The sequence below is a fragment of the Azospirillum humicireducens genome, assembly GCF_001639105.2.
GTDB lineage: Bacteria > Pseudomonadota > Alphaproteobacteria > Azospirillales > Azospirillaceae > Azospirillum > Azospirillum humicireducens.
Genome location: NZ_CP015285.1, coordinates 3,012,077 through 3,025,758, shown reverse-complemented (window position 1 = coordinate 3,025,758; position 13,682 = coordinate 3,012,077). Strand labels below are relative to the sequence as shown.

General features: G+C 70.1%; 9 protein-coding genes. 8 read left to right on the top strand and 1 reads right to left on the bottom strand.

Going from position 1 to position 13,682, the window contains the following annotated elements; translation table 11 throughout:
* Positions 1-54 precede the first annotated feature (54 nt).
* Complete coding sequence (locus tag A6A40_RS14120; RefSeq protein WP_063635941.1) at positions 55-1,887, top strand: ABC transporter ATP-binding protein/permease; 1,833 nt, start codon at positions 55-57, stop codon at positions 1,885-1,887.
* A 111-nt stretch (positions 1,888-1,998) separates the two neighbouring features.
* Positions 1,999-2,712 (top strand): Crp/Fnr family transcriptional regulator, encoded by a 714-nt coding sequence (locus tag A6A40_RS14115; RefSeq protein WP_063635940.1) that lies wholly within the window; start codon positions 1,999-2,001, stop codon positions 2,710-2,712.
* Between the two features lie 31 nt (positions 2,713-2,743).
* Here the strand turns inward: A6A40_RS14115 and A6A40_RS14110 are convergent, their stop codons facing one another.
* A complete protein-coding gene (locus A6A40_RS14110) occupies positions 2,744-5,434 on the bottom strand; it encodes a methyl-accepting chemotaxis protein (protein WP_236783681.1) in 2,691 nt (896 codons plus the stop codon).
* Between the two features lie 578 nt (positions 5,435-6,012).
* Between A6A40_RS14110 and A6A40_RS14105 the strand changes: the two genes are divergently transcribed.
* Genes A6A40_RS14105 through A6A40_RS14080 form a run of 6 tightly spaced genes read left to right on the top strand, consistent with a single transcriptional unit; the run spans position 6,013 to position 13,673 of the window.
* A complete protein-coding gene (locus tag A6A40_RS14105; RefSeq protein ID WP_199275878.1) occupies positions 6,013-6,360 on the top strand; it encodes an acyl carrier protein in 348 nt (115 codons plus the stop codon).
* The gene (locus A6A40_RS14100; RefSeq protein WP_063635938.1) at positions 6,357-7,550 is read left to right on the top strand and encodes an acyl-CoA dehydrogenase family protein; all 1,194 of its coding nucleotides are present in this window, start codon (positions 6,357-6,359) and stop codon (positions 7,548-7,550) included. Before A6A40_RS14105 ends, A6A40_RS14100 begins: the two co-directional genes overlap by 4 nt.
* Positions 7,547-8,473 carry an amino acid--[acyl-carrier-protein] ligase gene (locus tag A6A40_RS14095; protein WP_063635937.1) on the top strand — a complete coding sequence of 309 codons (927 nt, stop codon included), beginning with the start codon at positions 7,547-7,549 and terminating at the stop codon, positions 8,471-8,473. Before A6A40_RS14100 ends, A6A40_RS14095 begins: the two co-directional genes overlap by 4 nt.
* Positions 8,473-9,429: a DUF1839 family protein gene (locus A6A40_RS14090; RefSeq protein ID WP_236783680.1), complete on the top strand. Its 957-nt coding sequence runs from the start codon at positions 8,473-8,475 to the stop codon at positions 9,427-9,429. The genes A6A40_RS14095 and A6A40_RS14090 overlap by 1 nt, the downstream gene beginning before the upstream one ends.
* A 6-nt stretch (positions 9,430-9,435) precedes the next feature.
* Positions 9,436-11,901, top strand: a complete 2,466-nt coding sequence (locus A6A40_RS32400) for a glycoside hydrolase family 2 protein (RefSeq protein WP_063635936.1) — start codon at positions 9,436-9,438, stop codon at positions 11,899-11,901.
* The gene (locus tag A6A40_RS14080) at positions 11,898-13,673 is read left to right on the top strand and encodes an alpha/beta fold hydrolase (protein WP_063635935.1); all 1,776 of its coding nucleotides are present in this window, start codon (positions 11,898-11,900) and stop codon (positions 13,671-13,673) included. Before A6A40_RS32400 ends, A6A40_RS14080 begins: the two co-directional genes overlap by 4 nt.
* Positions 13,674-13,682: the final 9 nt, after the last annotated feature.

The window sequence follows — 13,682 nt, the reverse complement described above, 5'->3', positions numbered from 1 at the left end:
ACGTCCTATTCGTTAGTAATACGGACGGTGAGGGAATGAGGGCGGAGGCCCGGAATGGCCGACATGACCGACGAGAGAGGTGCCAAACCCGGCGGTGCCAAATCCGGGGAGCCCGCGACCGGCGAGGGGGCGCCCGGCTTCGCCCGCCGCTTCCTCCGGCTGGCGGGCGGTTACTGGCGGGGTCGGTCGCGGGTGACCGTCTGGGCCCTGACCGTGGCGCTGTTCGTGCTCACCGTCGGGCAGGTGTCGATCCCCGTCCTGATCAACCTGTGGAGCGAGCGGCTGTTCGACGCGCTCGAACAGCGCTCCATGGACCGCTTCCTGACGATGATCGGGCTGGTCGGGCTGATCATCGTCTACAACATCGTCATCGTCGTGCTGCATCTGCGGGTGAAGCGCCGGCTGCAGATGGGCTGGCGCGACTGGCTGACCCGCAAGCTGCTGGAGGACTGGCTGCGCCGCGGCCGGCACCACCAGATCGCCTATATGCCGGGCGAACACGACAACCCCGATGGCCGCATCGCCGAGGACATCCGCATCACCGCGGAGATGGCCATCGACCTCGGCCATTCGCTGACCTATTGCGCGCTTCTGCTCATCAGCTTCACCAACATCCTGTGGATGCTGTCGGGCACGCTGTCGGTCACCCTGTTCGGGACCGAGCTGTCGGTGCCGGGCCATCTGCTGTTCGTGGCGCTGCTCTACGCCGCCATGGGCACGACCATCGCCATGCTGATCGGACAGCCGCTGGTCAATGCCGTGAACCGGCGCCAGGGTTACGAGGCTGATTTCCGCTTCGCGCTGGCCCGCATCCGCGAGAATGGCCAGACCATCGCGCTGCTGCACGGGGAGTCGGCGGAGCGCGGCCACCTCGCCACCCTGTTCGGCGGGGTGGTGCGCGGCTGGACCGGCCAGACCCGCGCTCTCAGCCATATGATGGTGTTCAGCGCCAGCTATTCGGTGCTGTCGGCCGCCTTCCCGATCCTGGTCGCCGCCCCCCGCTACATTGCCGGGACCATCTCGCTGGGCGTGCTGATGCAGACGGCGCAGGCCTTCCAGCAGACGGTCGGCGCGCTGTCCTGGCCCATCGACAATCTGCCGCGCGTCGCCGAGTGGCGGGCGTCGGTGGAGCGCGTGCTGAACCTGCACGACGCGCTGGTCCGGCTGGACCGCGAGGTCTGCGAGGTGCCGGACGGCCATATCCAGGTCGTGCGCTCCGACGACCACCAGACGCTGACCTTCAGCGGCGTATCCATCGACGAGCCGAACGGCACGGCCGTCGTCCATGCCTTCGATCTGGAGGTCCGTCCGGGCGACCGGGTGCTGATCGGCGGCGATGCGACGGCGACCATCCGCCTGTTCCGCGCCGTGGCCGGCGTCTGGCCGTGGGGCAGCGGGCGCATCACCCTGCCGGCCCACACCCGCGTCTTCTTCATGCCGGAACGCCCCTACCTGCCGCATGACAGCCTGCGCGCGGTGCTGGCCTATCCCGGCCCGGCCTCTTCGGTGGCGGACGAGAGGGCGGCGGAGGCGCTGGTCAGCGTCGGCTTGCCCGATCTGGTCGACCGGCTGGACGGCACCGACCGTTGGGACGAGGTGCTGTCGGTGCCCGACCGGCAGCGGTTGGGTTTCGCCCGGCTGCTGATCCGCCGCCCCGATTGGATCTTCCTGGAGGACGCCACCGACAGCCTCGATCCTCCGGCCGAGGAGGAGTTGCTGACCCTGATGGAGCGGGAGCTGCCCAACGCGACCCTGCTGACCATCGGCCACCATGCCGGGCTCGACGCCCATCACAGCCGCAAACTGATCCTGGAACGCACCAACGGCGCCGTCACCCTGCGCGAGGAGGTCCGCCAAGCCCAGCCGGTGGCGGAGAGCGCGGCGTGAGGTTTCCCCATTGCGGACGGTGATCGCCGCATCCTTGGAACGCATCCAAAAAGCTGCCACACTGCACGGCGACCACCGTTCGTACCCACAGCATCGTCGCCCCGCAAAACCATGGACATGAGCGTGAAGAAGACCAGCATCAACGCGGCGTGGCGGGGGCTGGCGAACTGCAGGGGGTGTGGCATCCGGGAATCGGCACTGTTCGCCGATCTGACCGAATCCGATTTCAACCTGATCCATCTGCCCATCGACGAAATGACGGTGGCGCCGGGTGCGGCGCTCTACCATGTCGGCGACGAGCCGACGGCCCTCTACACCGTGCGCGGCGGGTTGGTGAAGCTGGTGCAGTATCTGCCCAACGGCGGCCAGCGTATCGTCCGGCTTCTGCGCACCGGCGACACCGCCGGGCTCGAAGCGGCGCTGGGCGAACCCTATCGCCACACCGCCATCGCCATCCATCCGGTGCTGACCTGCCGCATTCCCCGTGCCGTGATCCAGCGCCTGTCGGAGGAAACGCAGCACCTGCACCAGCAGTTGATGCGGCGCTGGCATCAGGCGGTGGAGCGCGCCGACGCCTTCCTGGTCGAACTCGGCACCGGCAGCGCGCGGGCGCGGGTCGCCCGGCTGTTCCTGACCCTGGTGGACGACCATGGCGAATGCGACTTCTTCGGGCGGGAGGATGTCGGCGCCGTGCTGGGCATCACCACCGAGACCGCCAGCCGCGTCGTCGCCGAACTGAAGCGGCAGGGCCTGCTGAACGAGCTGCGGCCCAACCGCTTCCACTGCGACGTGGACGCCCTGCGGAACCTGGCGGACGGGCCGTAGCCCGCCCTCGCGCCGGGCATCGGAACCGGCGTCAGGCCGCCCGCATCTCTCCCACCAGCGCATCGACCTGACCGGACAGGGTCCGCAGCTGGTCCTGCACCGTGGAGGAGGCCGACAGAACGCGGTTGGCGGACTCCCCCGATTCCCGCGCCGCATCGGCGACGGAGTCGATGTTGCCGCGGACATGCTGGGTGCTGTCCGCCGCTTCGCCGACATTGCGGGCGATCTCGCGGGTGGCGGCACTCTGCTGCTCCACCGCGGCGGCGATGGTGGCGGCGATCTCGTTCACCTCGCGGATGGTGCCGGCGATGGAGCGGATGGCGTCCACCGCCTCCTGCGTCACCGCCTGCATCGCGGCGATCTGGGCGGAGATGTCCTCCGTCGCCTTCGCGGTCTGGGTGGCGAGCCCCTTCACCTCGCTGGCCACGACGGCGAAGCCCTTGCCGGCCTCCCCGGCGCGCGCCGCCTCGATGGTGGCGTTGAGGGCCAGCAGGTTGGTCTGGCCGGCGATGGACTGGATCAGCCCGATCACCTCGCCGATGCGCCCGGCGGTCTGGGCCAGCCCCTCCACCGTGCGGTCGGTGCGTTCGGCCTCGTCCGCCGCCTTGCGGGCGATCTGGCTGGAGGCGTGGACTTGGCTGCCGATCTCCTGGATGGAGGCCGACAGCTCCTCCGTGGCGGCGGCGACCGCCTTGACGTTGCCTTCGGCCTGCTGCGAGCTGCCGGCGGCGGTCGTCGCCTCGCCGGCGGTGAGATCGGCGCTGCGGGTCATGCGTTCGGCCATGTCCTGCATCTCGCCGGCGGCCTGGGCCACGCGGTCCAGCACGCCGCGGACACTGGTCTCGAAATTCTCCGCCATCTCGACCATGGCGCGGCGGCGTTCCCCGGCCGCACGGCCACGCTCGGCCTCGGCGCGGGCGTTGGCCTCGCGCGCGGCGTTGGCGGTGTCGCGGAAGACGGCCAGAGCGCGGGTCATGTCGCCGATCTCGTCGGAGCCGGCGGCGGGGATGGACGCGTTCAGGTCGCCGGCCGCGATGGCGCGCATGGCGTCGGACAGGGCGCTCAGCCGGGCGACGATGTGGCGCCCCACCACCAGCCAGGCCAGCGCCACCGCGCCCACCAGACTGCCGACCGCGAACAGGATCAGCATCCGGCGGCCGGCGGCGATGGTGCCGTCGATGCCGGCGACGGCGGCCTTGGCCTCCTCCCGCATGGCGGCGATCTGGCGGTCGACGGTGGCGGCGAAGCTCTGCGACAGCAGGCGGTTCTCGGCCAGAACCCGCTCGGTGTCGGCAATGGCCGCCAGTTCGGCGCGGCGCAGGGCGACAATGCCCTCCTCCCCGCGGCCGAAGGCGGCCAGCGCCTTGGCCAGGGCAGCGATGACTTCGTTGCCGGCGGCATTCTCGCCGCCTTCGGCCTTGCCGGCGTTGCCGGTTTCAGCGTCGGCCAGCTTGACGATGCGCTGGTCGAGCGCAATGGCCTCGGTGATGAAGCGTTTCTCCAGAAGCGCCAGCCGGCCGGCGTCGGCGGCCTGCGCCGCCTCGTTCAATGCGCCGGCCAAGGCGGTGCCGTGGGTCGACAGCTCCAGATGGGTGCGGAAGCGGTCCAGGCCTGGGCCCAGCAGGTCCTGTGTCGCCTCCTGGATGCGGGAGCGGACGTCGAAACTGGTGCGCTTGATGTCGCTCTGCACCTGGCGCAGCGGCGCCTTCAGCCCGTCGAGCAGGCCGGCAGCCTGGGCCCGCGCCGCTGCCAGCCGCTCCGCCAGCCGCCGGTCGACCGCCCCGCCGCTGTTCCCGCCGCTGTTTCCAGGGCCCTCCAGCGCCGCCCGGCGCAGCTCGAAGACATTGTCCTTGCCGTAGCCGAAGAGGAACAGCGTGTCGATCTTCCCAGCCATGTCGGCCGGCAGCCGGTCGCCGAGCGTGCCGAGCGTGCCCGTCACCTGGGAGGACGCCTCCAGATAGGCCTGCTGCAGTTCGCCGATGGTCCTGGCGTCCGGCGCGGTGCCGGAGCGGTTCATGGCATCGAGCGCCGCGGCGATGCCGCCGCGCAGGTCGTAGAGCGCGATCATCGACCGCACGGCGTCGGACAGCGCCCCCATGTCGCGGTCGGTCCCGCCGTCCAGCGCCATGCCCTTGTCCTGCAGGGACTGCCCGGCCCCTTCGACCAGCGGCGAGAGCGTCTTGATGAAGCCGTCATAGGCCTGCGCCAGCCGCGCCGACGCCTCTTCCCGCCGGTCATGCAGGGACAGGCGGGAGGCGACCCCGTCATTGACGCGATCCAGCGTGGCGATCAATGCGTTGCCGGTGTCCCGCACCTCCGACAACAACGGATCCTGCGGGCGGCGGGCGGCCAACTCGTCGACCAGCGACAGGAAGGCGCGGGAGCGCTCGTGCGTATCGGCCTGGATGCGTTCGCGCTCCTCCTGGCTGTTGGCACCGTCCAGGGACGGGGCGGCGGCGGCGATCCGGCTGCTCTCGCCGGCCAGCCGGGTCGCCAGTTCCATCTCCGGCAGGCTGGTTTCGGCGATATGCGCCATCGGCCGTTCGACGGCGGAAAAGGACATCAGCCCGACGGCGCTGGCCGCCACCGTCATCGCCGCCATGCCGGCAAAGGCCAGCAGCAGCTTCGCCCGAACGCCGAGACGGCGCCGGTTGCCCGCGACCGGACTGCTGCCGGACGGGGCGGATAGTTGCTGTGGGAGGGCGGGTGTGGCGGTGGCCATGGCGTCGGGTCCCCTCGGGGCGGGTGTGATCGCTGTCACCCGGAGGCGGCGGCTGCGCTCCACCCGGGCGCCGGCGGCTCCCATCGGCCGCAAGTCTGCAGTGAATGCAATCTTGGTTCTGCAAGCGCCCGGAGGATCTTGCGGCGATCGGTCACACCGGCTCTTGCATGGTTTTCGACCCGGCGATTATCCGTCAATCATTTTTCCATTGAGAGAAAAGGATATTACAAATCATTCCGACATATGGAATTCTAGAGATTCCAGGGTGGGAAAATTTCGCAGGCAAGAAAGTGTGTTGTCCGCGGGCCCTATATCCCTTCGGATGCGGCGGCTGGTAGCGGGGTGATGCCGACGGCACAAATCCGTGCCCGGCCAAGCCCAGGCCTAGGCCGGTGGATCATGGCCCGAACTGGCAACACCAAAGGCGTCCGGACCTTCGACCAACGTTATCCCTGTGCTTACCCCCACCGGCGAAAAAGCGATCACTTGGATAGCCCGGCGGCCATACCGATGCCGAGTGGAAGCGCCGGAGTGGCGTGGCTAGCTTGGGATCAGCAAGTTTCCGAGGGATTTCGAGAATGCCGCAGGACGCCAGCCCGCCTTTCCCCACCCCGACCCATCAAGCGGCCGGGAGTGCCGGGCTACCCCCCGCCGCCGGTGGCGGAGTCGATGACGGGACGATCGCCGGCATCCGTTCGGTCCTGGCCGAATGCGGCGGACTGGCGGTCGATGCCGGCAGGCTCGCCGTCGATGACGATCTCTACGCTGCCGGACTCACCTCTCATGGTTGTGTCGGCCTGATGCTGGGGCTGGAGGAGCAGTTCGACGTCGAGTTTCCGGAAAAGCTGCTGAACCGCCGAACCTTCGAGAGCATCGCGGCGATCCGCGACGCTGTACGCGGCCTGATCGACGGGAGCGAAGCGTGAACGCCGCCCCGGCCGGCGCGGCTCCGAACCTTTCGGCCCGCGCGCGCGCCATCGGGGCGGACATCGCCGCCGCCCACGCCGACGCGGTGGACCGGGACAGCCGCTTCCCCGCCGAGGCCTTCGACGCCCTGCGCCGGGACCGGATGCTGGGAGTCATGGTCCCGGCGGATCTCGGCGGCGGTGGCGCGTCGCTGTTCGAGGTGGCGGCGGCCTGCCATGCGCTTGCCCGCGGCTGCGGCGCCACCGGCATGATCTATGCCATGCACCAGATTCAGGTCGCCTGTCTGGTCAATCATGGCAGCAATGGCTGGCACCGCGAGCTGATGGCGCGCATGGCGGCCGACCAGCTGCTTCTCGGTTCCGCCACGACGGAGGCCGAGACCGGCGGCGACATCCGCAACAGCGTCTGCGCCGTGAAGGCGGATCGGGAGGCCGGGGAGGGCCGCTTCACCCTGGCGAAGAATGCCTCGGTCATCTCCTACGGCGACCAGTCGGACGTGATCCTGGTCACCGCCCGCCGCAATCCCGACGCGCCGTCGTCGGATCAGGTGCTGGCGGTGCTGACCAGCGACGATTACCGGCTGGAGAAGACGACGCCGTGGGACGCGATGGGGATGCGCGGCACCTGTTCCGACGGCTACCGGCTGGAGGCGGCGGGCGTCACCGACCAGATCCTGCCGCTGCCCTACGCCGATTTGTCGGCCCGGACCATGCTGCCAGTGACCCATATCCTGTGGAGCAGCACCTGGCTCGGCATCGCTGCCGACGCGGTCAGCCGCGCCCGCGCCTTCGTCCGGTCGGAGGCGAGGCGCAAGCCCGGCACCACCCCGCCCTGTGCGGTGCGGCTGGCGGAGGCGACGGCGAAGCTGCAGCAGATGAAGACCGTCATCCTGACCGCCATCCGCCAGTACGAACTGGCCTGCGGCTCGCCGGAACTGCTCACCACACTGTCCTTCGCCACGGCGATGGCCACGCTGAAGGTCACCACGTCGGAGCTGGTGCGCGAGGTGGTGGAGGCGGCGATCCGCACCTGCGGGCTGGCCGGCTACCGCAACGACACGCCCTACAGTCTCGGCCGGCACCTGCGCGATGCCCATTCCGCCGCCCTCATGATCGGCAACGACCGGATCATGTCGCACATCGCCACCCAGCTTCTCGTCCAGCGGGACGGATCGGGGCCCTTCGAATGAACATGGTCGACATCGGGGCGGCCCAGGCGGCCTATCGCGACGAGCTGGTGGCTGCCGGCCTGCTGATCCCCACCGGCGTGGACGGCCTCTATGGCCGCAGCGGCGTCTTCGAGGAGGTGGTGGAGCGCTTCGACGCGCTGGTCACCCGCTGGGGCGGTGCCGACGGGGCGGAGGCGATGCGCTTTCCCCCGGCCCTGAACCGCCGGTATTTCGAGGAAAGCGACTATCTGAAGAGCTTCCCCCATCTGGCCGGCACCATCCACAGCTTCGGCGGCGACGAGAAGGCGCACCGCACTCTGCTGCGCCGACTGGAGGAGGGGCAGGACTGGACCGAGGATCAGGTCGCGACCGACGTGGTGATGACGCCCGCCGCCTGCTATCCGGTCTATCCGACCATCGCCCGGCGTGGTGCGCTGCCCGACGGCGGCACGGTGATCGACGTCTTCTCCTACTGTTTCCGGCACGAACCCTCGATCGACCCGGCCCGCATGCAGATGTTCCGCATGCGCGAATACATCCGCATCGGCACGCCGGAGCAGGTCGTGGAGTTCCGCGAGACGTGGCTGGAGCGCGGGCGCGAGATGATGGCTTCGCTGGAGGTGCCGCTGGAGATCGATGTCGCCAACGATCCCTTCTTCGGCCGTGTCGGCGCCATGCTGTCGAGCAGCCAGCGCGAGCAGAAGCTGAAGTTCGAGCTGCTGATCCCCGTCACCAGCACGCAGAAGCCGACCGCCTGCCTCAGCTTCAACTATCACCAGGACCATTTCGGCCATATCTGGGACATCCGCACCGCCGACGGCGGCGTCGCCCATACCGCATGTGTCGGCTTCGGGATGGAGCGGGTGGCGCTGGCGCTGTTCCGCCATCACGGCTTCGACCCGGCCGGCTGGCCGGCGGCGGTCCGCAAGGTGCTGTGGGGCTGATGGACGCCATGTGGACCCGGCACCAGCCCGACGGCCACGACCGCCATCCCCTGCACCGGGGCGAGCGCATCTGGCTGGAGACCAACTGCTACGTCGATCTGTGGATCGAGGCGCTGCACGCCCGTGGGCTCGACCCGCTGGCGATGCTCGGCTTCACCGTCACCCAGGATTTCGAGGGCGACCAGTTCACCTTCTTCAAGGTGCCGCTGGAGGATCTGGAAACGCTGTACGGCCTGCGCGTGCAGGAACTGGCGATCTACGACAGCGTCGAAACCCATGTGGCGGAGCAGCTGAACCGCAGTCCGGATGGCGGGCTGGTGCTGGTGGAGGTCGACGGCTTCCATCTGCCGGACACCCGCGGCACCTCCTATGGCACCACCCATGTCAAGACCACGGTCGGCATCGTCCGCATCGACCCGGCGGCCCGGACCATGGATTACTTCCACAATGCCGGCTTCCACCGGCTGGAGGGCGCCGATTACGAGGGGGTCGCGGCGGCGGCGGCGGGGCCGCTGTTCCCCTATGTGGAGTTCGTGAAGCCGGCGCAGCCGGCGCTGGAAGGCCGGGCGCTGAGGGATGCGTCGCTGGCGCTTCTGCGCCGCCACCTCGCCCGCCGGCCGGCGGAGAACCCCATCGCGGCCTACCGCGCCGCTTTCCCGGAGCATCTGGATCGGCTGCTGTCGCGGCAGCTGGAGTATTTCCACCTCTATGCCTTCAACCTGCTGCGTCAGTTCGGCGCCAATTTCGAGCTGCTGGGCGCCCATACCCGCTGGCTCGACGGGCCGGTGGAGGCGGAGGAGGCCTGCCGGATCATCGCCGAGGGCGCCAAGGCGATGCAGTTCCAGCTGGCCCGGACGGTTGCCCGGCGCAAGGCGCCCGACCTGAGCGGCGGCTTCGAGCGGATGGAACGCGCCTACGACACCGCCCTGGGCACGTTGGCCCGGCATTGCGGGTGACCGGCGATGGCGCTCATCCGATCGGTCACGGGACGGCGGATCACCGCGCTGACGGAGGGATGGAACCTGACCCTGCTGCCGCCCGGCGCGGTGGGGGAGTTGGGGGACGCCGTGCCGGCTCCGGTGCCCGGAACGGCGGCGCAGGCCCTGCAAGCGGCCGGGCTGTGGTTTCTGGACGATCCGCTTCCGCTGGATGACAAGGATATCGTCTACCGCACCCGGCTGACCGGCCATGGTCCGCGCATCCTGCGCTTCCACGGTCTCGCCACCATCGCGGACGTGTGGCTGGATGGGGAGCGCATCCTGACCTCCGACAGCATGTTCCTCGCCCATGAGGTGCCGGTGATGCTGAACGGGGAGGCGGAGCTGTCCATCCGTTTCCACGCCCTGCATCCGGTGCTGGCGGCGAAGAAAGGCCGCGCCCGCTGGCGAACGAAGCTGGCCGAGCCGGCAGGGCTGCGCTTCGTCCGTACGACCCTGCTGGGCCATATGCCGGGCTGGTGCCCGCCGGTCCACGCGGTCGGCCCCTACCGCCCGGTGGAACTGGTGGAGGAGACCGGTCCCGTCCGTGTGCTGGGCGCCGACCTGCGCAGCAGCTTTGACGGTCGCGACGGGCGGCTGTCGCTGCGCCTGACCGTGGACGGCACGTCGTCCGACATGACCGGCTCTGTCGAGGTGGCCGGGCAGGTCGCGCCGCTCCGCTTCGACGGCATCGACGCCTTCCACGCCGACATGACCTTGTCGGGGGTGGAGCCCTGGTGGCCGCACACCCATGGCGAGCCGGTGCTGCATGGCGTGGTCGCGCGGATCGCCATGCCGGGGGGCAACGTGGAGGTCGATCTGGGGCGCGTCGGTTTCCGCTCGCTGGCGGTGGACCGGGGAACCGACGGCAACGGCTTCGCCCTGCTGGTGAATGGCGAGCGGGTGTTCTGCCGTGGCGGCTGCTGGGTGCCGGTCGATCCGGTCGGCCTGTCGGCGGAGCGCGCCGTCTACGAACCCGAACTGCGGCGGATGCGGGAGGCCGGGGCCAACATGGTCCGCGTCGGCGGCACCATGCTGTATGAGGGCGACGCCTTCTTCGAGCTGTGTGACGAGCTGGGCATCCTGGTCTGGCAGGACGCCATGTTCGCCAACTTCGACTACCCCGGCGATCCGGCCTTTCTCGACAGCGTGCGGGCGGAAATCGCCCAATTGCTCGACCGCACCCAGGCCTCGCCCTGCTTGGCGGTGCTGTGCGGCGGCAGCGAGATGGAGCAGCAGGCGGCCATGCTCGGCCTGCCCCGCGCCGTCTGGACGCAAGAAGCACTGACGGCAGCGATTGCGGAGGAGGCGACGGCGCGGCGGCCCGATCTGATCCAGCTGCCCAACTCCCCCAGCGGCGGGCCGCTGCCCTTCGTCGCCAATGCCGGGGTGACCCATTACTACGGCGTCGGCGCCTATATGAGGCCGCTGGACGATGCCCGGCGGGCCGACGTGCGCTTCGCCGCCGAATGCCTCGCCTTCTCCAACCTGCCGGAGGATGACCCGCTCGGCGTCCCGGCGCTCCACCATCCCCGCTGGAAGGAGCGGGTTCCGCGCGATCCCGGCGCCTCCTGGGATTTCGAGGATGTGCGGGAGCATTATCTGGAGGCGCTCTACGGCGTCGATCCGCGGCGCCTGCGCCATGAGGAGCCAGACCGCTACCGCCGCCTGTCCCTTGCGGTGACGGGGGAGGTGATGCAGGCGGTGTTCGACGAATGGCGGCGTGCCGGGTCCGGCTGTGCCGGCGGGCTGGTCTGGCAATGGCGCGACCCCTGGCCGGGGGCCGGCTGGGGCGTGGTCGCCGCCGACGGCACGCCGAAGCCGGCCTGGCATGCGCTGAAACGGGCTTTCCGTCCGCTGCGCGTCATCCTGACCGACGAGGGGGTGAACGGGTTGGCCGTCCATCTGGTCAACGACACCGCCCGGCCGGTGGAGGCGCTGCTGCGGTTGACGGCCTGGCGCGACGGGACGGTTCCGGTGTTGAAGGCGGAGCGGCCGGTGACGTTGCCGGGGCGGGCGGCGGTCATGCTCCCCGCCGCAGCGATGACCGACCGCTTTTTTGACACGACTTACACTTACAGGTTTGGGCCGATCCCACAGGATGTGGTGTCGGCGCAATTGCTGCTGACCGGAAGGGACGCGGAACCGATCGATGAATTTCATTATTTCCCGAAGGGCCGCTCGCTGCCGCGCGCCGATCTCGGCCTGACGGCGGCGGTGGAGCGGCAGGGCGACGGCTGGGCGTTGCGGCTTGCCACCCGGAGGCTCGCCTGTTCGGTGCATGTCGAGGATGGGCGGTTCCGGGCGGAGGATGCCTGGTTCCACCTGTCCCCCGGTGTCGAGCGGGTCGTCCGCCTGCGGCCGCGGGCCGGGACCGGCCGTGGCGTGCCGGATGGGGAGCTCCATGCGCTGAACGCGCTGGCGCCCGTCCGTTACAGGGGGGACGCATGAAGCCGACACCGATGGTGTTCGAGGGGTGTTTCGGATGGCTGCACCCGGCGCCGGGGCTGCGCGGGGTGGTGCTGTGCGGGCCCTACGGACATGAGGAGCTCTGCGTACACCGCGCCTGGAAGAGTTTCGCGGAGAATTTGGCCGCCGCGGGCCTGCCGACCTTGCGGTTCGACTATCCGGGTTCCGGCGATTCCGCCGGTGACGACAGCGAGCCGGACCGGGTGCGCGCGTGGCTGGACGGCGTCAAGGCGGCGGTGCGCCGCCTGCGCGAGGACACCGGCGTCACCGAACTGGTCCTTGTCGGCTTCCGCCTGGGCTCGCTGCTCGCCACCGCGGCGGCGCTGGAACTGACCGAGGACGGGCAGGGGGTGGATGCGCTGGCGCTGCTGGCGCCGATCACCTCCGGCCGCAAGGCGGTGCGGGAGCTGCAGACGCTGGCCACCATGGTGCTGCGCCCGGTCTGCAACCCGGAGCCGCCGGAACGCGCCTCCTGGCTGAACGTGATCGGCATGCCGCTGACGCCGGAGACCGCACTGGCGCTGAGCGGCCTTGCCCCCTGCGACCAGCCGGTGCCGCCGGCTCCGCGCATCCTGATCGCCGACCGGCCTGACGCGAAGACGCCGGTGAAGCTGGCGGCCCGCTGGCGTGCGATGGGCGCGGCGGCGGAGCCGATGGGCATCAGCGGCATGATGGAGATGGTCCAGCAGCCGCAGCGTGCGCAGGCCGCTGCGGTGTTCGACCCGGTCCTGCGCTGGATCGCCGCCGGGCCGGTCGCCACGGGCGCCACCCCGCCGCCGCACCGCCCGGCCGGGCTGATGACCACGACCGCGGTCGAGCGTCCGGTCTTCTTCGGCAAGGGTCCGGAGCTGTTCGGCATCTATTGCACCCCCGTCCTGGCCGACCCGGCCGGCAGCCGGCCGGCCATCCTGTTCCTGAACAGCGGCGCCACCCACCATGTCGGGTCCGGACGCGCCACCGTGGTGCAGGCCCGCCGTCTGGCGGCGCGCGGCTATTGCTCGCTCAGGATCGACGCCGCCGGGATCGGCGACAGTCCCGACCGGCCGGGGCTTGCCGACAACCTGCTCTACCACAGGGAGGTGATCGGCGACTTGCGGGCGGCCCTGGATTGGCTCGAAGCGCAGGGGCATGCGCGCGTCGTCGTCATCGGCCTGTGTGCCGGCGGCACGCCCGCCCTGCATGCAGGGCTGGGCGACGACCGGGTGGTCGGGCAGGTCGCGCTGAATCCCGGACGGTTCGAGCTGGGCGACGGCACGGCCGTGGCGGAGCTGATGCGGACGGTCGCCTTCCGCTCCACCACCGACTATCTGCTGGAGGCGCTGAAACCGGCCCGGCTGCGCGCCAGCTTCCGCAAGCGCGCCCGCGTGACGGGGTTGGCCAAGCGGCTGGCCGGCCGCTTCGTCCGCAAGCTGCTGATCCGCACCGGCCTGACCCGCCACGCGCTGCGCATGTTCCGCCGCCTCTCCGCGGAAGGCAGGCGGGTTCTGCTGGTCTACAGCAGCGGCGACATGACCTTGGCCGAGTTCCATCTGCATCTGGGCGACGGCGGCCGCGCCCTGGACGGCCTGTCCGGCATCGAGCTGGTCTATCTCGACCGCGCCGACCACAGCCTGACGGTGTGGGAGGCGCGCGATCGGCTGAACCTGCTGATCGACCGCCATCTGGCCGCGTTGGACACCGCCGCCACCGACCCGGCCGCCTCAGGCTTGGCCGGTTGGGACCTCGGGCTGCCGTCGGGGGAGCGGGTGGGGTAGATTCGCCAG